We start from the raw sequence: 24402 nt of genomic DNA on the forward strand, positions 1-24402 counted from the left end.
ATAAGAGGTCGACTCGGTGTAATTATTCGTTATGATACTGACCACAAGCGGCTGTCCCGATGCCGACTCCAAATATCCGCTCAGAGCTCGAACGCCCGAAACATATCCCGTTTTGCCATGCATTTTATCTGCGACTGGTGAGTTTCGAAACCGGTGTTCGAGCGTACCGTCTCTTCCCGCGACCGACAAACTATTTTTATACACGTCAAAGTGAGGGGCAGAACGCATTTTTACCAGCATTCTGCTCAGGTCTTCACTCGTCATCAGGGTGGAGGACGCCAGACCCGAACCGTCGCTTATCTCCAAATCCTTTATATCCATACCCATATCCATAGCAAAAGTTTCAATCAGGCTTATACCGAGTTCGGTACTTCCCTCCGTTTTATAGTGCTCGGCCGCGGCGGTTTTAAGCAACATCTCAGCATAGAAATTATTGCTCTCTTTATTCATCTCCTGAAGCAGTCGGCTGAGCGGAACCGACTGATGCTCTTTCAGGATGGTATAACGACTACTTTCCCAATTCCGTGTATGGCTTTCAACGGAAAAAGGCCTGTTAAACGTAATAGTCCCCTGTGCCAGGTATTTTCCAAAGGTATCCACAAAAAAACGGGGCGCGTCCATAATGGAGAGCGATTCCTTCTCAACATAATTCTGCGGCAGCGTGCTCCGCAATAAAATGGTGTTTGTACCCATAATTCGCCGGTATGACTCGTCGTATTCCGAATAGGCCGGGGTGATGACCTGCTTGTTAACAAATTCCACATAATCGGTATCGAAAGGAAACCATTCAATATGGGGTTTCTCGCCTATACTGTTATTGGCGTATACGCGGAGGTCGACTGCATTTTCATTGAACGACAAGGCGTTAATTTCTACCCCGTAATAGAATGTGAGATCATCCCAGCTCCACCCTTCCGGGTAAACCCGCTGATCGAAATACGAATCGTTGCCGATGAGGGAACCCTCAACCTTTCTGATGCCCAGAGAATCCAGGGCCCGGTAGAATTTCTCAAAAACATAAAAGCGATCGTCGTTATAGAATGTCCCGCTAATGGACGGATCGCCGCTTCCCCGAATGATGATATCACCTTGCCAGGTGTTCCCAGACTGTGAGCCCAGGCCGTATATTTTTGTGGAATACCGGAAGTCGGGTCCCAGTTCCTTCAATACCATGGCGGACGTCAAAAGCTTCAGGTTGGAAGCCGGACGAATAATCTTGTCAAAATTATAGCCTTCAAGGATTTTGCCAGTGCTATCGCGCACAATAACCGACCAAAAAGCATCGTAGACACGACTGTTTTCGATCGTCTGTATAACTTCAGGTGAAAAAACAACGTCTTGGGCCTTTACCTCACTCCCCTGGACCGCGACCAAAACCAATATAGCCCAACCTGTACAAATCGTATTTTTTCCAACCATACAACTGTGATTTATTGGAATTTAATCATCCACTGAAAGACACATGCTCTTCTTTCTTAAATTGTTCAATAATTTCTTCTGCAGTGGTGCATTCATTCAGTCGATTCCGAAAATTACTGTCATTCATCAGTCGCGAGATGCGGCTCAACATCTTGATATGCAAACTGTTGCTCGACTGCGGACCTACCAGCAAAAAAACCATCGAAACGGGTTTGTTGTCAACCGCATTGTATTCCACAGGTTCTTTAAGCACGGCAAAGGCAGCATAGGTCTGTTCGATAACAGCTGTTTTGGCATGTGGTATGGCGAGTCCCTTTCCTACCCCGGTGGACATGATATTTTCCCGCTCTTTGACCGCTTCAAGGATTTTCTGGGCCTCCTCTTGCGAAACCTGCCCTTGAAGAGTTGATACTAATTTCTCCAGTATTTCAGCTTTATTATTAGCTTCCAGGTTCGGCAAAACGGTTTGGGTATCTAATAAGCTGAAAATATTCATGCGAAAAAGACTAAAATTTAATTATTTCATCTGCTGCTCAAATATACTCATCGTTTAGCTTCCGATACAAGTCCATTACTCCCCTAATCTACAATAATTTCGGGTGAATGTTTTATCCCCCTAATCAATCCGGTTTTAAGAGGCCTCTGAAAACCCGGGGTTTTTTCCATATCAAAGCCTGAGCGATTTCAAAAACCGCAGTGTATATTATAATATGTAGACGATACATGAGGATTTTGAAATAAGGAACGTGTAGCGATTGGGCTAAATAACAGTTTAGCAAAGATTATATGTTTAAAAACAAGGCCTCTTATACCAAATTCGAATTAATACTTCCCTACTTTTTTTGTAAACTTTGCTGATGAATTTATTACAGGGAATAACCGCCATACTGAGCAAGGACCTGCAGATCGAACTCCGGTCGCGCTATGCCATAAATACCGTTCTGGCATTCGTAGGTGCCTCTTTGTTGCTTGTATTATTTGCACTGAACGCCGAACAGCTTCCCAAAAGCGCCCAAAGCGCCCTGGTTTGGATCATTATTCTCTTTGCGGCCCTCTCCAGCCTGTCCCGTTCATTTGTAATGGAAACAGACAAACGAACGTTTGATCTGTTGCGGCTTCACAGTCGGGCCATTGATGTTTTCCTGGGTAAACTGTGCTTCAACTATCTCTTTACTTTGTCAGTAAACTGTGTGACCTTTATCACCTATATTTTTTTATTGGGAATATCTATTGCCGACAGCAGTGCCTTTTTGTTGGTTTTGACCGTGGGCACGGCAGGTCTTTCCGGCGTGGCTACCATGCTGGGCGCCATTGTCTCGCAGGCAGACCGGAAAGGAGCTATTTTTTCGGTTCTGAGCATTCCCCTGTTGTTCCCGCTTATCCTCATTTTGGTTCAGCTTACCAAGGTGGCGCTCATTGAGGATTTCTCTCAGCATTATCTGAATGATTTTTGGGCACTTGTAGGCTATACGGGCACGACCATCACAGCCGGCATCTTACTTTTTGACTATATTTGGGAAGAATAAAACACTATGACCGAATACAATAATCTGACATTCGATTTTGGAGACCGGCGGCTGGTCGGACAGCAGTTCGCACGCGAACAGATCAAGCGTATCCTGCAATCCGAGCGTATCAGTCACGCCTACCTGTTCTCAGGCTCCCCAGGAACCGGAAAAAAAGCTTTTGCTCTGGCCTTTGCGGAGCTTATAAACGGCATTGACAACCTCACCGGGCTGGGGAACCAGGCATTTTCCAAAAAATCATCCTGGTTTACCCACCCGGATATTCATGTTTTTTTGCCCGTACCGACCAGCGCCGTTCATAAAAACGATGTAGAAATGGAACTTCGTCCCCGTCTGGAGATGCTGCGCGACGATCCCTACGAAATCGTGGACTTCAGTCTGCGTCCCTCTCTCACGGACGACACGAATTCCAAGAACCTGCAGGCATTCTATCCTATTGATTATTTCCGGAAGCATATCCGCCGGGCCGCCCGGTTAAAACCCAATGAGGGACGCAAAACCATTATTGTGCTGACTGACATTGAACATATGCGCAAGGAAGCGGCCAACGCTTTCCTGAAGCTCCTCGAAGAGCCTTCGGAAAACCTTATGTTCCTGCTGACCACCAGCCATACTGAAGCCCTGCTGCCCACAATCCTATCACGTTGCCAGCATATTCCACTGTCTGCTTTAAAAACAAAAGAGATCGAACAGGCCTTGACCGCCCATGACGGACTCTCCCGGGAGGATGCGAGCTACCTGGCACGCGTATCCGGGGGCAATTATGCCCTGACGCGTTTCTATGAGGTTGATCAGCTCAAAAGCCTCCGCAGGGAAATCGTGGATTACCTGCGTGCTTCCTATATTCAGGATGCCGTTGAAATCACCCGGATGGCCCAGGATTGGCAGAAACGGGAGAATATAGAGGGACAAATTGCGATACTGAATGTGCTGGAGGTCTTTCTCCGCGACCTGCTGGTGTACCGCGCTACGGAAAACAAAGCGCTCATCACCAACGCCGACAAGCTGGATGTGATCCGGAAATTTTGCGACACGCTTCACGAGGCGCGCCTGCAGTCGATGATTGAAGAAGTGAATAAATGTAAACCGATGATTTATCAATACGTGCAGGGCAAAATTGTTTTTACGGTCCTGGCTTTGCGCTTTGCCAACCTGATGCGCGACCGTGACCTTGAAATTGCACCTGAAGAATCCTATAAACATTTACCCGCTTTTTCGGATTAACCATGGATACCCACAGAACAACCATCACTTTTACCAAGATGCAGGGGACCGGCAACGATTTCGTAGTTGTCAACAACCTGGAACGGCTATTCTCCAAAGAGGAATTGGTGCGGCTTGCTCCCAAGCTCTGTGACCGAAAATTCGGCATAGGATCCGACGGGTTGCTCGCCCTGTTTCCCGCCGAACACGGGGAAGCCAACTACACCATGTTTTACCGTAACCCGGACGGCAGCGACGCGGGCATGTGCGGGAACGGCGCCCGGTGCCTGGCGCTTTTCGCCCGCAACCTCGGTTTTGACAAGAACCACACGTTTACGGTCCACGACAAGCTGTACGAAGCCAGCGTGATGGACTCGAATACCGTACGGATTTCATTTCCGGTTGAGACGGAGGTCAGGCAGATGGACCTGAACGACAAAAAAATCTGGCAATCCCATACCGGAACCGAACATATCGTCACGCTTGCAGATGCAGAACGGCTTCAGCAGGAAGATCTACTGCGCCAGGAAGGGGAAACCCTTCGCTATCACCCTGCTTTCCAGCCGGAAGGCACCAACGTCAACTTTATTTGCGGAACCGGCGATAACGAAGTTCGCCTTCAGACCTATGAACGCGGGGTCGAAGATCTCACGCTGGCCTGCGGGACCGGCGCCATCGCCGCTGCCCTGGTGTGGCACGAGCTGCAAAACCGGCCCGACACCGAACTGCCTTTTCAGGTCATAACAGAGGGGGGAACGTTGCTGGTTTACTTCTCCTTTGACCCACAGACACAAACCTACACTAATCTTAAGCTGGAAGGACCCGCTCATTTTGTCTTCGAAGGGACCTATTTCATGTAACGTATTGCTGTCCCCTATACCTGCCGCATCTGCCGGCTGCGGGGGACCGGAATCGACTGAAACCGCTACTGCTGAATAGCAGCCGTACTCGGCCGGCCCGGCAGGCGTATTTGAGCTTTATCTATTGCTTTTTTGAGCTTTGTCTATTTTAAGGACCCTGAACAACCATTCGATCGACTGCTTAAAACGGAACAGGTATTATTGCCGGTAACCTGTTTTATTATTGGTTGAATGTATCTGGGACGCTCTTATGCCCCTTACTCATCAGCTTCACTCCTGTTGTTTTTGCAGCAAGTACTCATACGTTTTATCAGCCGCTTCGCTCCATTTGAATCCTTCCCGCGCATAACGATAACCCTTTCCGGCCAACTGATCTCGCAATTCTTCGGAGCGGAGCAATCGACTTACCGCTTCAGCAATCTCTTCCGGTTTATGAGGATCTACCGTCAGGGCGTGATCCCGGGCCAGCTCCTTCAGCGAGGTGGTATTGGAGGTGATTACGGGGGTCCGGCAGGCCATCGCCTCCAGCACCGGCAGTCCGAAGCCTTCGAACAGCGAGGGATAGACAAAGAGGTGGGCAGCCGTATAGAGGGCGGGCAATACATCATCCCGCACATATCCCAAAAAGCGAACCGAGGCATCGGTTTCTTCCCTGAGTTCAAAGTCGAAAGACTTGACGCCGCCACCTATCACAACCAGCTCGACCTCCCCCCTGATTGCCTCGGGAAGCTGGTTCCAGGCCTTGAGCAACCCATTGATGTTTTTGCGGGGATCCAGGGAACCGACGGTCATGACAAAGGGCTTGTTCAGCTCAAATTCTTCTTTCACCCCGGCCGTCTCCCGGTCCTGACGGGGATAAAAATGATCGGTTCGCACTCCGTTGTATATGACCTCGATCTTACCCTTGGTGTAGGGGAAATACTCCGTGATGGTCTTTCTGGAATACTCCGATACGGTTATAATGCCCTTTACTCTTTTCAGCAAGGGCGGTAAAATGAGCGACCGCCAGCGGACAAACCGGCCGTCAAACCATTCGGGGTGCAGCCGGTCGGCTATATCATGCAGGGTAATAACCTGGTTCCTGCTCAGCACTGGTCCGATGTTCGTGGGCGACCACAGCAGTTCCCCGCCCGCAACACCAAAGGGCATCACTCCCTGCATCCAAAGCTGCCGCAGCGCGTCGGAGCTGAGTGAGGCAGGCGGCTCGACATAGCGGTAGTCCCGCTGCTTGCGCTCAAACTCCCGGAGAATTTCGCGGGCATACCGCTGAACGCCGGTCACGGCCTGTGATTTAAAATGTCCGTTAATAACTATTGGGCTCATTAACTATTCTTTACTTTAACCCGCCTGAAATTTTCCTTGTGCATAATCAACAGGCCCAGCGAAATAGTAAACGGCAGCATCTGTGCGGGGGCGGTAATGCGATGCTCGGTAAATGAGGAAAAAATGATCGTAAAAAAGGCGATCAGCAGGTAGTCACGGATCACCGGCTGGGTTTTAATCCGTTTGAGGTACAAAAAGAGCGATCCCCAGAAGACCAGAAAGAGCGCCAGTCCGACCACCCCCTGCTCGGCAAGGATATGGAGGTACGAATGATGGGCATGGGCATCGGTGTGGGACTTGTTTGGCTGGGCGTTATACCGTATCCCGGGAATGATTTCTTTGAAATCAAACGGCTGATCGTCATACGATCCCACCCCGGTTCCCAGGACCGGAGACTGGCGAAAAACGTGATAGGCCCTAGGGAAGTTATAAAACAGCCGGATCATCACGTTGGCGTTCTTCTGTCCCACTTCATCATCAAGCTCCACCTGGACATGATTGGTCGTGGCAAGCTGGCTTTTGTAAAAAGGATAACCGATCATCAGGCTGCCGATGGTAAACAGCACGGGGACAAACAGCAGCAGAAGAAGCGTTTTGAATCGCCCGGTGATGGCGAAATACCAGCCCATAATTCCCAGGACCAGTCCCAGTATGGACCCCCGGGAATACGTGGCCAGCAGGATTATTAAAATAAGGAATAACAAGAAAGCCTCTTTCTTGTTGCGCCGGTGGTAGCAGTAAGCAAACCCCAGGGAACCCAGGATAGATAAAAATCCTCCCGCGGCATTCTGGGCATAGAATAACCCTCCAAAGATCACCTCGTTGAGTCCTCCCCCAAGGTTGGCCGTTAGCAGGTGATAGAAAAAGAGAGTGCCATAAAGGATGACGGCAAACAGGTAAAACCTCCGGAAATATTGCCGCAGCTTAAACTCGTAGCTAAACAGTGGCAATATAAGCAGGGGCGCGTAGGAGATGATAAAGTTGCCGTCGCGCCGGTAAAAACCGAACTCAACCAGGGAAAGCGGGTGGTATAGGACGACGCTTGTCAAAAAAAGGAGAAGGAAGGCATACAGCCAGGCAATGGGCCGAGCCAGCTCATTCTTGTTCACGGCATAGATGCCCAGGGGCACCAAAAAAGTTAGCAGCGGACTCAGATAAACGAAGTTCGTTACCGTACCGAATAGCGCTACGAGCGAGAGTCCCACCACAAATGACTTTTGGAGATCCACGGTAACAGTTTTCCTGGCTATGTGTTAAAGGTGAACATCAGTTTTATAATCATCGGAATCCTACTCCACTGGCCACGCCTCATCCTGTTTATCATGGCATAAATAACGGATAAATAGACGCCGGGCAAATAAGCCGGAAAAAACTTGCAGGTGAATTTGAGCCGATTCTTCAGCTGGTAGTAATCGGACTGCCTACTCCTGCTCGCCTGTTCCAGTTGCTGTCCCCCGGTAGAGGCGCCCTCCTTGTGATAGACTATGCTGCCGGGGGCAAAACCCAGGCTGAACTGTCCCTCCCCGCGCATCGCCCAGTCTATCTCCTCGTAGTACAGAAAATATTCTTCGCTCAACAACCCTACCCTGTCGATAAACCTCCCTGAAACCAGCATCGAGGCGCCTACCACATAATCCATCTTCTTTTCTATGACCCGGCGGTCGGGCATCAAATCCACCGGTTTGTTCTGGCCAAAACTCCGGATCGTCCCGGTCCATTTGTTGAATCTCCCCCCGCCCCACGCCTGGGTGGTGTCGCGCTGGTGGTAATATATGAGTCTGGATCCACAGATACCTATAGCGGCATCTTCTTCTATTCGTTCAACCAGGTGCGAAAGAGCCTGCCGGTCGACCACCGTATCGTTATTAAGCAGCCACACATACTCTGCGTCCCGGTCCATCGCATATTCAATCCCCGTGTTATTTCCTCCCGCGAACCCACGGTTTTCGTCGTTTTTAAGAAGTGTAATATGGGGAAACCGGCGCTCTATCTTCTCTACCGACCGGTCGGTGGACCCGTTATCCACAACAATGACGGAATAGTTGGCATAATCCAGCTCCTCCAGCGATCGGAGGCATTCGGTTGTATCTTCCCAGCCATTCCAGTTGACCAAGATAATATACACTTTCGGTGTTGCAGTTGTTGTCATATCACGTTTTGACTAAATCCGTTGGTAAAAGGCCTGCAGAAGGCCTTTGCAAAATCGTTTTTTTTGGCCGATCTCTGTACTTTTCGAATTTAACATCCTCACATATGCTTTATAAGCTCTGGTTTTGAATTCACTCAGGGGTTGATATTGACTAACATTTCCGGTTTTTCAAAGCCTTCCTGTACCAGAAAACTGCACAAAAGGGTCCCGAGGATACGCAAAGAACTATTTTCTTATAGTGGCCGGTTTCCGGTCCTGATGAAGCAACGCCTTGCCATGAACCTATCTGTCTGCGGTGGACGCAATCATTTTCTTCACCTCCCGGGAAAGCCCGATAACCCGCCGTCGTTCATCCTGTTTAAGCGTACGCGACCAAATAAGATAAAAACTAAGCAACGCAGCAAAACTACCGAATGCCAGGACCATAACCCGTCCCTCGATGAGGAAAAACAGTACGGCAAGAAATATGAAAACAGTAGTATACAGAAGCAACTGACGGTAAAGCGTTCCCCTATTATTCGGGTTCATAAACGACACCAGGCGGTTACAGAAAAACAGCAGGAATCCGCCGTCGATAACAACGCGCAGCAGCCAGGCCAGCGCTACGCCGACAACGCCCATATAATGTGCGAAAAACCAAATCATAACCAGGTATACCGGCAGCTCGGCCATGTGGAGTTTCGCCCGGATATCAGGCCGGCCCACAGCTTGTATAAGAGTGGACGGCACCATCGCTATACAGTTGATCAGGACCCCGGCCGCCAGTATTTGCAGGACGAGCGTACTGTTTTCTGCAAACTCGCTGCCCAGCCAGTAGTAGAGCAGCGGTTCAGCCGTAAGAATCAAAAAAGTGACCAGGGGGATCAGGGCCAAAAGTAAATAGCGGATTGATTTTTGATGCAGGGCTGTAAGCTTCTTCTCATCTTTCAGCGAATAGACGCTGAAGGCCGGAAACATCACGCCCATAAATCCTCCGGAAATGATGCCGAGACGGCTTACCATTTCATACGGTGTGGTGTAGTACGCTACGGCGCTCATGGTCAGTATGGCTCCCAGTATAAAGCGGTCCATATACACCATTATGGGGCTGATAAAATTGCTGATGGTCAGCCACGCTCCGAATCCCAGCAGTTTTTTGGCCCAGTGGAAAAAGGGGTACTCGGATGGTTTCAAAAATTGCTGATCCCGGCAGCTGTAATAGAGATAAATAATAAAGGATGCTCCACGTCCGACCACCAGCAACAGCACCACGTGATGCAGCTGATTGCTGAAAGGAAGTATGAATAACGGACCAACATAATTGAGAGTACTTGCCGGTATTTTTACCGCGTTGACCAGGGTAAATCGCTGCTGGGCCTCCAGGACCCCGCGTCCCCCCACCGACCCCAGAACGAGAGGAATAGAAATGCTCAGAATATAAAAAGCTTTCCGTGTTTCCTCGATCAGGGGGGCGGGAATATTCAGAAGGTCATTCACCAGGTACGGCGTTGCCACCACAATCAGCAGTCCTGTTATGATCCCAAAACCGATCAGCAGAAAAATAGAAGTAAAAATAATGGGCGATAGCTGTCCCCCGCCCCGGACTTCTTCGTCCGCCACAAATTTTGTGGTGGCCCGTCCCAGCCCCATATCAAAAAGACCGAAATAGCCGATTACAATCCAGACGATCGTAAGTACCCCGAAACGTTCGGTTCCCAGCCCATCGATAACAAAGGGTATGGCAATAACGGCAAAGAGCAGCGGTATGCCCCGCCCCATCACATTAACCAGCGTATTTTGTGCTAAAATACCCTTTCCCTCTGTAGAAGAACTGGACGATGGCTTCATCTGTGTTCAACAATTAAAGCATAGTTAACAAATAGGTCACCGATACTGATATGACAAACGGGTTTTATGACAAAAGGTAGTTATAGTTGCCGGTTGACATTATCATAGATATTCCGTCCGGCGATATAAAGGAAAGAGACGACAAGTCCTGCAAAGAACGACAGGATAAGGATCAGAAGGCGCTGCGGTTTACTTTTTTGGGTTGGTACATTCGCCGCTTGCAGCGCCTTGAATACAGGCGTTTGTTCCTGTACTTTCATTTTGGCTTCCATCAGCTGCTGCGAAACATTGTTATACATATTATAGGCCAAGTCGAATTCTGCCTGCAGTCGTTGTTCACGGGCCTGGGATTTAGCCGTAGCGAGATTCACGTTTTGATCCAGAAATGATGCCAGTTCTCCCTGGACTTCCTCAAGACGCTCCCGCGCCTGCTTGTGCTGTGTCTCGGCAAAAACCAGGTCTTCTTTGGCCTTCTGTGTGCTGTAAGACTTAACAAATTCTTTCAGCATATTGATAACCTTGCGATTTACCTGGGTAGAAGCAACGGCATCGGGCATCGTGGCCTCGACTGTCAGTACCCCTGTTTCACCTTCCAGTTCGATGGATATGCGTTCCTGCATGTCCTCTATAATTTCAAGCTCATCGTCCGTCAATTCGACAATGGCGGCTTCATCAAACTCCCTGCGAAGCCAGTCGGGCAGGGGTGCAGGCGGTTCCGGAGAACCAATTTTATTCGGAAGCCCAAGGGTATATTCGAGCACTGTTTCAAAAAGAGACAGGCTACGGATATCTTCGAAGTAGGTGTAGCCGTCAACGGTGGTATCCAGCTTTGAAAAATAAATATCCTGATTAAGCAACTGATGCTGAAAGCCGAGGCTCTGCACGATTTTAGGATATACCTCGGGGGCAATCGTTCCCTCTTTCGACAAATCCATCGATCCCATATTGCCCAGCCCCAGCATGCCTCCGTAATTCTCCAGTAAGTCGCCGGCCGAACTTTCACTGCTTTTCATTTCGGGCATCAATAAAGCCTCAGAGGTATATTCAACCGGGCTTAAAAGTGCGATAGCGAGTCCGAGGATAAGAAAACCGCCCGTTATTTTAGCTATGAGCCGGCGCTGGTCGCGCAGCAGGCGAAACAGCTCAATCAGATTCACCGCATTGTCCCCCTTTTGCCCTTCCTCGTCTACCGGAATGAGTCGATACTCTTGAGCGGAAAGCTGGTCTTTTGGCGACGAGTCGCCGGAAGACCTCGAATCGCTATGTCTGTTTTCCTTACTCAGTCTTTCCTCTTTTTTATTGTAGAAAACTTTGCAAAACCGTCCTTTTGGTCAATCTCTGCATTTTTCTCGAATTTAACATCCTTTCAGATGCCTTATCTCTTACATGCAGTGGTTTTGAATTTGCTCAGGTTTTAATATCGATTAACATTCCTGGTTTTTTCCATGCCTCTTTATTGAAATATCATGTTTACAGCCACAAATTATACGGATTTTTAAGGTGCCTGAAAAGATTATTCTTATTCTGCGCGGGACCGCTTATGTCCACCCGGTGGCTTGTTGCTTTTCGTTGGTCTCCATCCTTTCTCTCCTGGCTTCAAGGGCATAGTCATAGAGCTCGTAATCACGCGCATGAAAAGATTTGAGTTCTTTTATGAGTCCCTCATCGGTAATACGGGGTTTTGAATTCCGGGGACTGATGTTTTTTTTGGGGACTGAAACGCCACTCAGTCCCAGGTAATGATTGGCAAAATAGTGCACATCTTCTTCGTAGTGTTCCGTTATCCCGATAAAGTCGAATCTCTGAACAGAAAAATTCCATAAAAACTCGGCATATACATTCTTAAGTTCCTCGGAAAAAGCAAACTGACGAAGCGTCCATTCTTCTTCAACGACTCTTCTGTGCAGCGGCTTCGGTTTATCCGTCTCGTAGGTGCGCAACCAAAAATAATAATGAGAGACCAGCCGCTCGATCGGGTCCCGGAGCCAGGTTATGAACCTATTTCCATCCCTGCCGTAAAAATAATCGTATTTGTAGGGCAAAAAATGTCCGTGTATGCATTCGGTAAAACGATACCGATAGAAATACCGGTGTCTTCTTTTTATCCTCCCTCGTGCCTGAATAGCCTCTTCCCTTCGCTTGCCGGGCGACCAGTGTATAGGGTAATCATAATCCTTGGAGAACCGCCATTTAAAGTGACCCTTCAGCAACTCTTTGAAACTCGTCCCCCCACACTTTGGCATATGCAATGATATGATCATTATAAAATTACTCCCAAGCTAAGTTTAGAAAGTTAATTTTATGTAATTCGGATGATAATAAGTGTTTAATTCAAGAGAAGAAACCCAAATAACAGGATTTTTACCCCAACACTCAAGGAAGTGGTGGGAGGAATCGCAAGGCGGGCTCACCTGCCACTATCTGTTATGACAGACGTTGGGTTCGTTAATAACGCTTCTGTTACGGCTTGTACCTGCGGGCAGGGTGCTTAAAAAGACAAAAACGGCCGATACTAAATACCCCATCTTACAGAGATTTTTGCAAAACCGATGTTTTGCCCAATCTCTCAGGCTTTGGTATTGAACAAAACCCCTGTTTTTTTCAATACCTTTTATAATATAACAAGGACATGTTCACATATCGATGAATCTGAGAAGCTCGTCGGCCCGGGTTTCGAGATCCTGGTTGAAAACCTCGTTTTCCGAGCTGGTAGAAATCACGTAATCGTACCGGCGAAGTGCTGCGGCCACACGACTGACATCTTCAAGATCGAGCTTGAAGGAAATTTCAAAAGAATGGCCCGATTCCCGGGATTTTTCAACCGTCATACCCAGGATCTTGGCCCCTTCGGTCTCCATGATATTCACCACTTCGGCAATCGATAAATCCCGTCGATCAAGCATCACCGAAATAACAGAACCCGTTTCCGTCACATTAAGCATCTGAGGGATCTTTTCCAGCACTCGTTTTTTTTCAATAATGCCCAACAGCGTCCACTCTTCATCGACCACCGGCAATATTTCCTGCTCATACTGGAGCATGAGCCGGGCGGCCTCAAAGATATGTTGTTCCCGATATATTTTCACCGGTTCGTCAAGATCGATCTCCGCCACAGAGCTGGTCGGATCTGCTTCCGCCAGCGCGTCCCGGCTAATCTGTCCGATCAGCGCATGGGTCGTGCTGTCCGTGACAGGCAGCGTATACACGTTTTCCTCTTCCATCCGCTTCTTAACTGCTTCAACGGTGTCTGTACCCTTCAGTGGATTGAAGTCTGACGTTATGAGATTTTTCTTTACCAGCATCGGTCTGCTATTAGCTTGATTATTTACTTAGATCACTGATTCCGCCGTATCAATACTATCGAGTAATGCTTTCAACCGCATTAAATCGGGTTCAGCGATACTAAAGGTCAGCTTCACATCTGATCCTACGTATTTTTTTTCTAAAATGTTGGCTTCGCGGTGTAAAAAAGCAACCCCTTCGTATTTTGACGCAGGAATTCTCATGGTTTCCGTCACAAAGTCTTTTTCAATAAGACTTCGAATCTGTTTCTCCAGCTTCAAGAGTCCGATATTTCTTTCAGCAGAAATAAACACCGCATTGGGGAACTGCTTCTTCAGCTCAACGATCTGCCGGGGCTCAAGAATATCTATTTTATTAAACACCAGCAGCATTTTCTTATTCTCAGTGGCATTCATGTCATCGAGCGTGTCGTTCACCACGTCGATATAGTCCTCAATCATCAAGGTAGAAGCGTCTACCACGTGCAGCAGGATATCCGCCTCACGCACTTCATCCAGCGTGGATTTAAAACTTTCTATCAGATCATGCGGCAACTTCCGGATAAATCCGACGGTGTCGGACAAAAGGACCTCGTAATTGGCAATCTCACACCGGCGGACGGTCGAATCCAGGGTGGCAAACAGGCGGTCTTCGGCTAATACCTCGGTATCCGTCAATGCATTCATCAGTGTTGATTTGCCGGCATTGGTATAGCCTACCAGGGAAATCCGCACATTTTCAGAACGGCCTTTGCGCTGGGTCGTCCGCTGCCGGTCAAGCTTCTCAAGCTTATCCTTGAGAGTGGCGATCCGTTTGTCAATCAGCCGGCGGTCGGTCTCAATCTGCGTTTCCCCGGGCCCTCGTGTACCGATACCTCCCTGCTGGCGGGACAGGTGAGTCCAGAAGCGCGTTAACCGCGGAAGCAGATACTGCAGTTGTGCCAGCTCTACCTGCGTTTTGGCGGCAGCTGTCTGGGCGCGTGAGGCAAAAATATCAAGGATAAGTCCGCTGCGATCCAGCAACTTCGCTTTCGTCGCATCTTCAATATTACGGATCTGGGTCGGGGAAAGATCATCGTCAAAAATGAGGGTGTCAATCTTGTGCTCACTGACCATCTGCTTCAGCTCACGAAGCTTGCCGGATCCTATATACGTGGACGGATCGGGAGACATGCGGTTCTGCAATACCTTGTCTATCGTAATACCACCAGCGGTGCGGGTGAGCATTTCAAGCTCATCTAAATACTCTTCCGCCTGGATGCGTGGCGTCTGGGGACCATATATTCCCACCAGCAGCGCCCGCTCCTGAACAATATCAGAATTTTGTATCTCTTCAAACAAATGACTGTTACTCTATAAGTTATGATTTATTTACAGCTGCGATTAATTAAACTGTTCTACATTTATGGTATCGTCGTCTTTAACATAACAACGAATTCGATGGCCGAGTTTATGGGCAATCAAGTTCTGAAACGCCCGCTGCTGCTTGTGCGGCACTTCCAGCTCGAGGCGGATTAAATCAGAATAATCGTCATAGATATCGGCACTGTAGATAAAAATATAGTGAATGTACTCCTCTTTCTCTTTTTCTACAAAATCGCGTATCTGATGCCAGGCTACGGTCTGAGACGGCTCGTTGACATTCTTAACGATACCGTAGTCGGTAATAAAGCGTTTACTTGCAAAAAAACTGGTTCCGAACCAGCTCACTCCCAGCCAGATATAAAGGGCTGAAGCGATGATCTCAGCCGTTTCTCCCCGGTAAACAGCCACGCCACCTACCACTATCGTGGCTATCAGAAAAAGAGTTGAAAAAAGTGGATATCCTTTTACTTTTCCCGTCTTCCAGCTTAGCCGGATATTCCTCAGCCGAACAACATTGAGCAGGGTAGCTGTAGCCCAAAACACTGCCGCAAGTGTAAATGTTCCCAAGATCAACCAATAGAAAATATTGAATTCTGTCCCAGCCATATCTTCAAGTATAGATTTAGCTATCATAGCCACGTAGCAATCAGCGGTTACTATTTAAATAAAGCAATGTTGTACAAATAAGCCAGTCTGATCATCATTTTTTACTTTTCTTTTTTAACGTGCCAAATTCCAATCCATTATATATTTTCTGAACCATATTTTATGCCAAAAAGAACCTGATGTGCAGCGAGCTTTTGCGGGGACAGATCAGCAAGTTGTTCTCCGGTCCAAGCCCCGCCCCCCTATTGTTCGGAACCTCTGTATTTCAAATTTGTAAGAATGAATGGTATTATAGGCACTCGAGATTACAACGTCCATTTATATTAATAATTGTTACTTTTGAGGGCAACATATACTTTTTTTTGATTAGCTTGGTTATAAGTCATTATTAGCTTGGTTATAAGTCATTAAATGAAGGCTCTGAATAACCAGGAGTATTAGTCAATATCAACCCCTGAGCGTATTCAAGACCCCAGCATATAAGGCATATGCAAGGATGTTGAATACGCGATAATGCAGATATTGGACAAAAGAACGGTTTTGCAAAAGCCTTCTGAACTAACATTTATCTATAGCAATAAACGCTTCTGATAACCTTATTTCTTTTCATGAATAAACTGAAATACTCTGCACTTCTTCTGCTTGGCATCGTTACATCCATCTCCTGTTCCTCAGTCAGTAATGATCCATGGACCCAGGCCATTCCCAGAGATGCTCCTTTTGTAGTTATTCCCGAGGAAGAGACTACACTGCGCACGATTCTTGGCTCGCAGCAGGCTCCCTTTCTCGACGACATCACCTCATCTGCCATACAGCTGCTGTCGGAGGTGGATTCAACGGCCGGGACATCGGCTACTTTACACGGCATCATCCTTTACCCGGGAACCGGTAACAAGCTGCAGGCAGTCTGGATGGCAGAAGCACCGCCGGAATATCTTGACGTCCTGAAAAAGCGGTATTACCAGGAATTCGCCCAAAACAAGTATGTCTTCCGGGAGACAGAAATTCAAAAATTACATCTTCAGAATCGCAATTTATTTGCCGCACAGCTTTCTGATATGCTCATCATCTCAGAATCAAGCCTGGGAGTTGAAGAAGCAATCCGTGCGTACACCGGAGAGGGACCCCGGGCTGAGGTTGATAACCTGAAGCTGGAACCCGGGCATATTATGATGAATACGCCTTCGCTGGATCAGGCCGTGCGGCAGCTGGTACAAGTGACGTACCATCCATCCATTAAGAATGCCTTTTCCGGGACCGAACCGGCCTTATTATCTCTTTCGGGGGAAGGAGAGGGACAAAATCGCGAATTTCAGTTTTCAGGCACCGTCCCCCTTGATGACGAAGAAAAAAGTGTGCTTGTAGAAGCTATTTCAAGTGAAAACGCTCCGATCACCCTTGACCGCTATATCTCGTCCAGTGCCGCAGCTTTCGGACTTTTTCGTAAAACGCCCCCGACGGAGCTGCCCCAGTCGCTGTCAGATACTACCCGGGTGGATTCCATGTTGATCGATCAGCAAGATCGGTATGCTGCCATAAGTGAGCATTTGGGCATGGAATTCGCACTCGTCACGTATGCCGAATCTGGTTTCCTCGGTACGGGCGAGCATCTCTTCCTTCGAAAACTGGCAAATCCGCAGGCTTTTAAAAATGAACTGGACCAGCTGGTTGACGGACAGTCCATTGAACTGCAAGAGGGAACCTATATTATCCAAAGCAGAGCGTTAGCTCAACTTATCGGGAGTCCACTGTCTTCTTTTCCAAGCTTTTACTTAAAGATCACCGGGGATGTGGCAGCCATCTCCCAACGGAGGGGACTTGCCGAAATTATCGAATCCGATAACGAGCGGAGAAGAACCATGTATTATGAACGCTCCTTTCGGGATGTTAAAGCCGATCTTCCCGAACAGATAAGCAGCCTGTTTGTTACCAATAATGATTTTGGAAGCTTTATTCAGTCGTTTCTATATCCTGACAGTTATACCAATACCCTGCTTTCCAGGTTTGACTTTTTAACGGCCTATACCGCCCTGGACGAAGATAAAGAACACCTCCGGTTTCAGCTCAACACGCACCGGACTGAAGGACGCACGGACCCCTATATAGAAAACTGGTTGTTATCCCTGCAAACCGATCTCACCGGTCCCCCGGCCCTGGCAGATATTGGGGGAAGCGGCCGGCGAGAACTCATCTTTGCCACGAATACCGGTGTGGTCCACGCTGTAGCGGCGGACGGTTCTACTGTTTTTGAAGTGGAAACCGATGGCGACCAGCCGGTCGGTTCACCGGTCGTATATGACTGGTACGGTACGGAACAGAACGTTATTTTATTGGCTGCGGGTGACAAAATCTATGGATGGGATGAACAGGGAGAATCCTTGCCTCAATTTCCCTTTACGCTTGATGAAACAATCACAACCCCCCTCCTGATCAGTGATATTGATGGAGACGGCCTCCCGAACGCACTCGTTGCTACCGCCAATCGTGAACTGCATGCCCTGAATGAAAGGGGACAAAACATCGATGGCTGGCCGGTAACGACCAATACACAGCTCTCCGGCAAACCAACAGTCGGGGAATTCCGGCGAAGTAAAACAGTGACGGCCTTTTCCGAGAATGCGACCCATGCCTGGCGGGCTGACGGATCTTCCCAGGCCGGTTTTCCAATTTTTGTGGATGCCCCGCTGACGGGTTCTCCCATCCTCTATGAAGAAAAGATACTGGGCAATGCGGCCGATGGAAATTTATATGCAATCGGTCCCGATCAGCTTTTTGCTGATTCATTAGACGTATCTCCCTCTTCAAGTGTCGATCATGAAGCAATCTATGTCTCCAACAGCTCCCTGGTTGGCAGTCCGGTCATAGAAACGCTTCGTATCCAAAGCGAGGGGCAGACCTACGATGAATCGATGATCGTTACGATGGATTCAAACGGCTCATTTTTTGTTTTTACAATGGACGGGCGACTTCTTTTAAATCGAAATATGAGTCAGCCCGCCGACGATTCATTTACACCTCTGATAACCGATATCAACCGTGATGACCAGAAAGAAATCCTGACACTGGCCAATTATGCCCGCCTCTATGCCTGGCGGTCAACGAACGGAGAACGAATGCATATCGTACCCTCAGCCGGCATGCAGTATCCCATTATTGCCGATATAGATGAGGATGGTTATTCGGAGCTTATTGCCCAAACCGATGAGGGCATACAATGCTGGACCATTTATGGCCAGTCACAATAATCCCGGTTTCTAAAGAGAGTATGGACGTCTGGCTGTCCCATGCAGCATCCGTTCCCTGTGCCTTGATCAACAGCGTACTTGTTGGGGATGAACCAAACACCTGTCCATTATCGCACAGGGTACAGGTTGTTCCCTGATTTTTATTATTTTACAATGGCTTGTATAGCAAGAAGAGGTACAGCGCCAAATAAATGGGGGTCCACCGGCCCAAACCCTAAACAACTATTCTATGGATTTTACACTTTCTGAAGAACAGCAGCTCATTCGCGACAGCATCAAGGATTTTACTGAGCGACACGTTGCACCCGGCGTTAAAGAACGCGACGCAAGAAAGGAATTCCCCCGCGATATCATCCGAAAGCTGGCGGAACAGGGGTTTCTGGGGATGGTTCATCCCGAAAAGTACGGGGGCGGGGGAATTGACCACATCAGTTACTGTCTCGGTATCGAGGAGATCGCCCGCTGGGACGCCTCCCTGGCGCTGACCGTAGCCTCGCACACCTCGCTCGGATCGGGGCACATTGCCCTGGCCGGCACCGAAGGGCAAAAGGAAAAATACCTCATGCCGCTTGCAAGAGGAGAACAACTCGCCGGCTGGTGTCTCACCGAACCCGGCTCGGGCAGTGATGCGTCCGGCTTGAAAACGACGGCTGTAAAAAAAGACAATCAATGGATGCTCAACGGGACCAAAATTTTTATTACCCAGGGATCGGTGGGAGATATTTTCGTCGTTCTGGCCAAAACCGATCCCGACAAGGGGACCAAAGGCATCAGTGCATTTATTGTCGAACGTGAATGGGAAGGCGTTCAATCCGGCAGCAAAATGGAAAAGCTGGGTATGAATTCCAGCGATACGACGGAAGTCTACTTCGAAAATGTCCGTGTGCCGCAAGAAAACTTGCTGGGCGAATTGAATAAGGGATTTGTCGATACGATGAAAGTGCTGGACGGGGGACGCATCGGCATCGGCGCCCTGTCGGTAGGCATTGCCCGCGGAGCCCTGGAAGAATCCATAACCTATGCCGGAGAACGCAAGCAGTTTGGTTCTCCCATCGGAGACTTCCAGGCCATAGAAACGAAACTGGCCGACATGGCTACCGACATTGACGCTGCCCGTTTTCTGGTTCACCACGCAGCCTGGCTTAAAGACCGGGGCAAACCATTCAAGCAGGCCGCTTCCAAGGGCAAGCTTTTTGCCTCGGAACTCGCCGTGCGGGCAGCCGACGAGGCCATTCAGATTCACGGGGGCTACGGCTATATCAAAGAATACCACGTAGAACGATTTTTGCGCGATGCCAAGCTTATGACCATCGGCGAGGGGACCTCCGAAGTGCAGCGAATGATTATCGCCCGCGAGCTGAAGAAGGAGTTCTGGGGGTAAAGGCGAGTGCATTTACATTTGTCTCCGATCCGCTTACCTTGCAAACAATAATTTACGCTCAACAAACGATTCCCTATGTCACGCAACAGCTTTAACATTGACGATCCCTTTCAGTTTGAATCCGAGCTGAATGAAGATGATCGAATGATCATGGAGACCGCCCGCGATTACGCCCAGAGCAAGCTGGAACCCCGGGCTTTAAAAGGCAACCAGGAAGAGTATTTTGACCCTGACATTGCCGGGGAGATGGGAGAACTGGGGCTGTTGGGTGCTTACATCGATCCCGAATACGGGGGCAGCGGCGCCAGTCAAACCGCATATGGACTCATTGCCCGGGAGATCGAGCGCGTGGATTCAGGCTATCGCTCTTTTATGTCCGTGCAATCCTCGCTGGTGATGTTTCCCATATTAACGTTCGGCACAGAGGAACAGAAGAAACGGTTCCTGCCTGAACTGGCAGCGGGTAACATGATCGGGTGTTTTGGGCTTACGGAACCCGATCACGGCTCGGACCCTGGAGCCATGACCACCACCGCCATGAAAACGAAGGGCGGATGGATCCTCAACGGGGCCAAAATGTGGATTACCAATGCTCCCATCGCCGATGTGGCGGTAGTCTGGGCCAAAGCCAAGGAAACCAAAGAGGACGATGGTGTTATCCGGGGATTTCTCGTGGAAAAAGAGATGGATGGTTTCACCGCGCCGCCGACAAAATACAAAATGTCGCTTCGGGCATCGGAAACAGGGGAACTGGTTTTTGAGGATCTGTTTGTGCCCGACGAAAATGTCTTTCCCGACATCACCGGCCTCAAAGGCCCCTTTGCCTGCCTCAACAGCGCACGCTACGGAATTGTCTGGGGAGCGGTGGGCGCGGCGGAATTTTGCTACCGGAAGGCGCGCCGGTATGTGCTGGACCGCAACCAGTTCGGGTACCCCATCGGGGCCAACCAGCTGCCCCAAACCAAACTGGCGAATATGCTGACGGACATCACTCAAATGCAGCTGCTCGCCTGGCGACTGGGCAAGCTCAGGGATGATGGACGCGAACATCATTCGATGGTATCTCTGGCCAAAAGAAACAACTGTGAAAAAGCCCTTGAGATCGCACGCACGGCCCGCGATATGCATGGCGCCAACGGCATTACCGGTGATTACCGCGTCATCCATCACATGATAAACCTCGAGTCGGTCAACACTTATGAAGGGACCTATGATATCCACGGGCTGGTACTGGGGCGGGAGATTACCGGTATCCAGGCATTTATGCCCCGTGGCAATGACCTGCCGGAAGAATAAAAAGCCGTACAAAATCTTATCTTTAGATTCGTAAGGCTATTTCAAATATGAACGCTTGAAATAATTTTTCCGGGTGAGCGGATGGCACGGTGTCCGTATTCAAGGATAGGGATCATCCTTGCAAATCTCCCCCTGCTTATAAATTTTGGATCAGATTTTTTACTGGTAGCGCTCGATATACCACCGGATCGTCTTCCGCAGGTGCGCTTCAAACGAATCGGAAGGGGACCAGCCCAGCTCCCGTTTAATCTTGGAGGCATCAATAGCGTAGCGGAAATCATGACCCGGGCGATCCGTCACAAAAGTAATCAATTCCTTGTAATCGCTTACGGAACCGGAAGGATGCTCCTCATTCAGGATGTCGCATATTTTCTTAACCAAGTCGATATTCTTCCACTCGTTATCCCCGCCGATTGTATATGTTTCTCCCGCCCTGCCCTTCTGGTAAGCCAGATCCAGGGCCTCACAATGATCCTGCACATACAGCCAGTCACGCACATTTTCTCCTTTCCCGTATACCGGTATATCATCCTCTTCCAAAGCGGTGCGAATAACGGTGGGGATCAGCTTTTCGTCGTGCTGGTGGGGACCAAAATTGTTCGAGCAGTTGGTAGTTACCACATTCATGCCATACGTATGGAAATAGGAGCGGACAATAAAATCACTGCCCGCTTTCGATGCCGAATATGGTGAATTGGGGGCATAGGGGGTTTCCTCCGAAAATGCACCGTCGTCCCCCAGCTCCCCGTATACTTCATCGGTGGAGACGTGTAAAAACCTGTGTGAGTCCAACTTTCCCTTTCGCTGCCAAAACTGCCGGCATTCCTCAATCAGGTTGAAAGTGCCTACCACATTCGACTGTATGAACGGCTCCGGACCTTTGATGGAGTTATCCACGTGCGATTCGGCCGCCAGGTGGAAAACACCGTCCGGCTCGTACGTCCGGATGATATCCCTCACGGCGTCGCGATCCACGATATCGAGTTTCTTAAACGTATACCGGTTGGAATCCTTGACTGAACTCAAATATGACAAGTCGGAGGCATAGCTCAGCTTATCGATGTTCAGGAAATTAGCCTCGGGATATTTTTCGTGTAAACAGCAGAGCAGATTGGAACCTATAAAGCCCGCTCCGCCGGTAATCATAATTCGCTTATTCATAAAACAGATCTTCATTAGAAATTTCGTGCAATAACGGCTGATTTTGGTCCTTTTCGGAGACCACCGGCTCATCTACCAGCCAATCGATATCCAGCTTCGGATCGTTCCAGTATAACCCTCGTTCGCCTTCGGGATAATAATAAGCACTGCATTTATAATAGACCAGCGCCTGCCCGGAAAGCACAGAAAAACCGTGAGCAAAACCTTTGGGAATAAAAACCTGGTGCCTGTTATCCTCTGTTAATTTCACCGTCGTATGCTGTCCGAACGTCGGCGAATCCGGGCGCAGATCGACCGCCACATCTAAAATAGCGCCCTGCATAACCGTAAGCAGTTTATCCTGCTGCTGTTCGATCTGGTAATGGAGTCCCCGCACCGTATTCCGGCGGGACTTCGACAAATTATCCTGAACAAAATGTACCTCAATTCCCTGAGCACGAAAATGCTCCTCGCGATAGGTTTCCAGGAAAAACCCGCGGCTATCGCGATGTACGATCGGCTTCAGTAGTAATACTTCCGGGATATTTGTAGTCGTTATCTCCATTCGTACTCATTCCTGTTGCAGAACCCCGTAATTACTTTCGGGGTTCTGTAAAGTATGTTGTTCCTTCAGAACCGTTAAAAGGGTTATTGGACATCCGGGCCGCAGACCGGCCGGAAATGACTCAGCTCCTGGTTATAATATCCGTTTCCTGTGATATTGTTTCCGATTGCGAATATAGGAGTTTACTTTCGCAATTGATAGAGCAATCGGGCTAATCCGACCTCCCATTCTTCTACCGTGCAACCGGGGACCGATTCTATTTTCTGCGTGTTCAGTTTTGAAAAACGGGGACGCTCGGCCACCGTAGGAAAAGCTTCGGATGGTACCGCCTTTACGGTAACATCAATATCAATATCTTTTTCTACAAAAATAGCTTCCGCTAAGTCATACCAGGTAATCAATCCCCGCGAGGTGCTGTGAAAGGTGCCTGTTTCTTCTGCTTTGAGCAACGTCCATGTATGTCGTACAACCTCCGCCGTAAAAGAGGGACTCCCCCACTGGTCATCCACCACCTGCAGCACCTCGCGCTGGCAGCCCAGCCGGAGCATGGTTTTTACAAAATTGGACCCGAACGCACCACAGAGCCACGAAATACGAAGGATCAGGTGATGGCCGGTCGTTTTTCGAATGGCTTGCTCTCCCTCCCACTTGGTCTGTCCATAGTAATTTACCGGGTCCGCCGGATGATCTTCCGCATATCCATCGGGAAACTGCTCGCGGTCTTCCTCTTCGCCCGGAAATACATAGTCAGTAGAGTAATGAACAAGGATAAAGCCCATCTCCGCACTCAGCTTTCCCAGCTGCCCAACCGCATCCGTATTGACTTTCCTCGCCAGGTCCCTCTGTTCCTCGGCTCCGTCGACATCCGTATAGGCCGCACAGTTGATGACCACCCCGGGCTGCTGCTGGCGCACTTCATCAGTAAGCTCACTTGCGTGGGTAATATCCAATTGTGCAGAAGTATAGGGAAGCAGGATATGGTTGTGCTCGCGTTTCTTAAAAAAAATCTGCCACTCCCGTCCCAGCTGTCCCCCTGCCCCCAGCAACATAATTTTCATATAGGCTCTCCCCGGTTATCTGTAAGGTTATTGGCTCGTTTGTGCGATGCCTGCGTACCTGCGGCGTTCCACCACCCTTCCATCAGCGAAAAGCGCATTTGTCTCGCCGAAACATAGTGATTGTTGACATTCATTTGTCTTCATCCATATTTAGAACT

General features: G+C 49.0%; 20 protein-coding genes. 6 read left to right on the plus strand and 14 right to left on the minus strand.

The features are described from left to right. Together dacB and ACESLU_RS00835 are read right to left on the minus strand one after the other, a co-directional pair. Positions 1-1419: D-alanyl-D-alanine carboxypeptidase/D-alanyl-D-alanine-endopeptidase (dacB, locus tag ACESLU_RS00830; protein WP_372633781.1), on the minus strand; the 1419-nt coding region annotated here is incomplete at its 3' end. A gap of 25 nt (positions 1420-1444) precedes the next feature. Next, on the minus strand, positions 1445-1915 hold the full coding sequence (locus ACESLU_RS00835; RefSeq protein WP_372633783.1) for a PTS sugar transporter subunit IIA: 471 nt from the start codon (positions 1913-1915) through the stop codon (positions 1445-1447). 361 nt (positions 1916-2276) lie between these two features. Between ACESLU_RS00835 and ACESLU_RS00840 the strand changes: the two genes are divergently transcribed. Genes ACESLU_RS00840 through dapF form a run of 3 tightly spaced genes read left to right on the plus strand, consistent with a single transcriptional unit; the run spans position 2277 to position 5008 of the window. Next, a complete protein-coding gene (locus ACESLU_RS00840) occupies positions 2277-2945 on the plus strand; it encodes a heme exporter protein CcmB (RefSeq protein ID WP_372633785.1) in 669 nt (222 codons plus the stop codon). A gap of 6 nt (positions 2946-2951) precedes the next feature. Then, positions 2952-4169 (plus strand): ATP-binding protein, encoded by a 1218-nt coding sequence (locus ACESLU_RS00845; protein WP_372633788.1) that lies wholly within the window; start codon positions 2952-2954, stop codon positions 4167-4169. Between the two features lie 2 nt (positions 4170-4171). Beyond that, the gene (gene dapF, locus ACESLU_RS00850) at positions 4172-5008 is read left to right on the plus strand and encodes a diaminopimelate epimerase (RefSeq protein WP_372633791.1); all 837 of its coding nucleotides are present in this window, start codon (positions 4172-4174) and stop codon (positions 5006-5008) included. 270 nt (positions 5009-5278) lie between these two features. Here dapF and ACESLU_RS00855 read toward each other — a convergent pair whose 3' ends face one another. The 9 genes from ACESLU_RS00855 to ACESLU_RS00895 all read right to left on the minus strand — a co-directional run bounded on the left by ACESLU_RS00855 (position 5279) and on the right by ACESLU_RS00895 (position 15559). Next, positions 5279-6331: a glycosyltransferase family 4 protein gene (locus ACESLU_RS00855; protein WP_372633793.1), complete on the minus strand. Its 1053-nt coding sequence runs from the start codon at positions 6329-6331 to the stop codon at positions 5279-5281. Next, positions 6331-7560 (minus strand): O-antigen ligase family protein, encoded by a 1230-nt coding sequence (locus ACESLU_RS00860; RefSeq protein ID WP_372633796.1) that lies wholly within the window; start codon positions 7558-7560, stop codon positions 6331-6333. Before ACESLU_RS00860 ends, ACESLU_RS00855 begins: the two co-directional genes overlap by 1 nt. A gap of 17 nt (positions 7561-7577) precedes the next feature. Beyond that, complete coding sequence (locus ACESLU_RS00865) at positions 7578-8480, minus strand: glycosyltransferase family 2 protein (RefSeq protein WP_372633799.1); 903 nt, start codon at positions 8478-8480, stop codon at positions 7578-7580. 282 nt (positions 8481-8762) lie between these two features. Further along, positions 8763-10307 (minus strand): flippase, encoded by a 1545-nt coding sequence (locus tag ACESLU_RS00870; RefSeq protein WP_372633801.1) that lies wholly within the window; start codon positions 10305-10307, stop codon positions 8763-8765. Between the two features lie 80 nt (positions 10308-10387). Then, a complete protein-coding gene (locus ACESLU_RS00875; protein WP_372633804.1) occupies positions 10388-11464 on the minus strand; it encodes a Wzz/FepE/Etk N-terminal domain-containing protein in 1077 nt (358 codons plus the stop codon). Between the two features lie 381 nt (positions 11465-11845). Next, positions 11846-12568: a sulfotransferase family 2 domain-containing protein gene (locus tag ACESLU_RS00880; RefSeq protein WP_372633806.1), complete on the minus strand. Its 723-nt coding sequence runs from the start codon at positions 12566-12568 to the stop codon at positions 11846-11848. A 372-nt stretch (positions 12569-12940) separates the two neighbouring features. Further along, positions 12941-13609 (minus strand): CBS domain-containing protein, encoded by a 669-nt coding sequence (locus ACESLU_RS00885; RefSeq protein WP_372633808.1) that lies wholly within the window; start codon positions 13607-13609, stop codon positions 12941-12943. A gap of 27 nt (positions 13610-13636) precedes the next feature. Continuing rightward, on the minus strand, positions 13637-14929 hold the full coding sequence (gene hflX / locus ACESLU_RS00890; protein WP_372633811.1) for a GTPase HflX: 1293 nt from the start codon (positions 14927-14929) through the stop codon (positions 13637-13639). Between the two features lie 42 nt (positions 14930-14971). Beyond that, a complete protein-coding gene (locus ACESLU_RS00895) occupies positions 14972-15559 on the minus strand; it encodes a hypothetical protein (RefSeq protein WP_372633813.1) in 588 nt (195 codons plus the stop codon). Positions 15560-16167: 608 nt separating this feature from the next. Between ACESLU_RS00895 and ACESLU_RS00900 the strand changes: the two genes are divergently transcribed. The 3 genes from ACESLU_RS00900 to ACESLU_RS00910 all read left to right on the plus strand — a co-directional run bounded on the left by ACESLU_RS00900 (position 16168) and on the right by ACESLU_RS00910 (position 21481). After that, positions 16168-18804 carry a hypothetical protein gene (locus ACESLU_RS00900; RefSeq protein WP_372633816.1) on the plus strand — a complete coding sequence of 879 codons (2637 nt, stop codon included), beginning with the start codon at positions 16168-16170 and terminating at the stop codon, positions 18802-18804. A 229-nt stretch (positions 18805-19033) separates the two neighbouring features. After that, positions 19034-20185, plus strand: coding sequence for an acyl-CoA dehydrogenase family protein (locus tag ACESLU_RS00905; protein ID WP_372633819.1), 1152 nt, complete (start codon positions 19034-19036; stop codon positions 20183-20185). A gap of 75 nt (positions 20186-20260) precedes the next feature. Then, positions 20261-21481, plus strand: coding sequence for an acyl-CoA dehydrogenase (locus ACESLU_RS00910; protein ID WP_372633822.1), 1221 nt, complete (start codon positions 20261-20263; stop codon positions 21479-21481). A gap of 159 nt (positions 21482-21640) precedes the next feature. On the opposite strand, the gene rfbB is transcribed toward ACESLU_RS00910, so the two are convergent. From rfbB to rfbD, 3 genes are all read right to left on the minus strand, one after another. Beyond that, positions 21641-22642, minus strand: a complete 1002-nt coding sequence (rfbB, locus tag ACESLU_RS00915; RefSeq protein WP_372633825.1) for a dTDP-glucose 4,6-dehydratase — start codon at positions 22640-22642, stop codon at positions 21641-21643. After that, a complete protein-coding gene (gene rfbC / locus ACESLU_RS00920; protein WP_372633828.1) occupies positions 22635-23186 on the minus strand; it encodes a dTDP-4-dehydrorhamnose 3,5-epimerase in 552 nt (183 codons plus the stop codon). Before rfbC ends, rfbB begins: the two co-directional genes overlap by 8 nt. 182 nt (positions 23187-23368) lie before the next feature. Then, a complete protein-coding gene (gene rfbD / locus ACESLU_RS00925) occupies positions 23369-24244 on the minus strand; it encodes a dTDP-4-dehydrorhamnose reductase (RefSeq protein ID WP_372633831.1) in 876 nt (291 codons plus the stop codon). Positions 24245-24402: the final 158 nt, after the last annotated feature.

The sequence above is a fragment of the Fodinibius sp. genome, assembly GCF_041642155.1.
GTDB lineage: Bacteria > Bacteroidota > Rhodothermia > Balneolales > Balneolaceae > Fodinibius.

Bases quoted from the DNA above. Each gene is read 5' to 3' on its own strand.
- ACESLU_RS00835 (WP_372633783.1), bottom strand. From the start codon at position 1,915: ATGAATATTTTCAGCTTATTAGATACCCAAACCGTTTTGCCGAACCTG.
- ACESLU_RS00840 (WP_372633785.1), top strand. From the start codon at position 2,277: ATGAATTTATTACAGGGAATAACCGCCATACTGAGCAAGGACCTGCAG.
- ACESLU_RS00845 (WP_372633788.1), top strand. From the start codon at position 2,952: ATGACCGAATACAATAATCTGACATTCGATTTTGGAGACCGGCGGCTG.
- dapF (WP_372633791.1), top strand. From the start codon at position 4,172: ATGGATACCCACAGAACAACCATCACTTTTACCAAGATGCAGGGGACC.
- ACESLU_RS00855 (WP_372633793.1), bottom strand. From the start codon at position 6,331: ATGAGCCCAATAGTTATTAACGGACATTTTAAATCACAGGCCGTGACC.
- ACESLU_RS00865 (WP_372633799.1), bottom strand. From the start codon at position 8,480: ATGACAACAACTGCAACACCGAAAGTGTATATTATCTTGGTCAACTGG.
- ACESLU_RS00870 (WP_372633801.1), bottom strand. From the start codon at position 10,307: ATGAAGCCATCGTCCAGTTCTTCTACAGAGGGAAAGGGTATTTTAGCA.
- ACESLU_RS00880 (WP_372633806.1), bottom strand. From the start codon at position 12,568: ATGATCATATCATTGCATATGCCAAAGTGTGGGGGGACGAGTTTCAAA.
- ACESLU_RS00885 (WP_372633808.1), bottom strand. From the start codon at position 13,609: ATGCTGGTAAAGAAAAATCTCATAACGTCAGACTTCAATCCACTGAAG.
- ACESLU_RS00895 (WP_372633813.1), bottom strand. From the start codon at position 15,559: ATGGCTGGGACAGAATTCAATATTTTCTATTGGTTGATCTTGGGAACA.
- ACESLU_RS00900 (WP_372633816.1), top strand. From the start codon at position 16,168: ATGAATAAACTGAAATACTCTGCACTTCTTCTGCTTGGCATCGTTACA.
- ACESLU_RS00905 (WP_372633819.1), top strand. From the start codon at position 19,034: ATGGATTTTACACTTTCTGAAGAACAGCAGCTCATTCGCGACAGCATC.
- ACESLU_RS00910 (WP_372633822.1), top strand. From the start codon at position 20,261: ATGTCACGCAACAGCTTTAACATTGACGATCCCTTTCAGTTTGAATCC.
- rfbB (WP_372633825.1), bottom strand. From the start codon at position 22,642: ATGAATAAGCGAATTATGATTACCGGCGGAGCGGGCTTTATAGGTTCC.
- rfbC (WP_372633828.1), bottom strand. From the start codon at position 23,186: ATGGAGATAACGACTACAAATATCCCGGAAGTATTACTACTGAAGCCG.
- rfbD (WP_372633831.1), bottom strand. From the start codon at position 24,244: ATGAAAATTATGTTGCTGGGGGCAGGGGGACAGCTGGGACGGGAGTGG.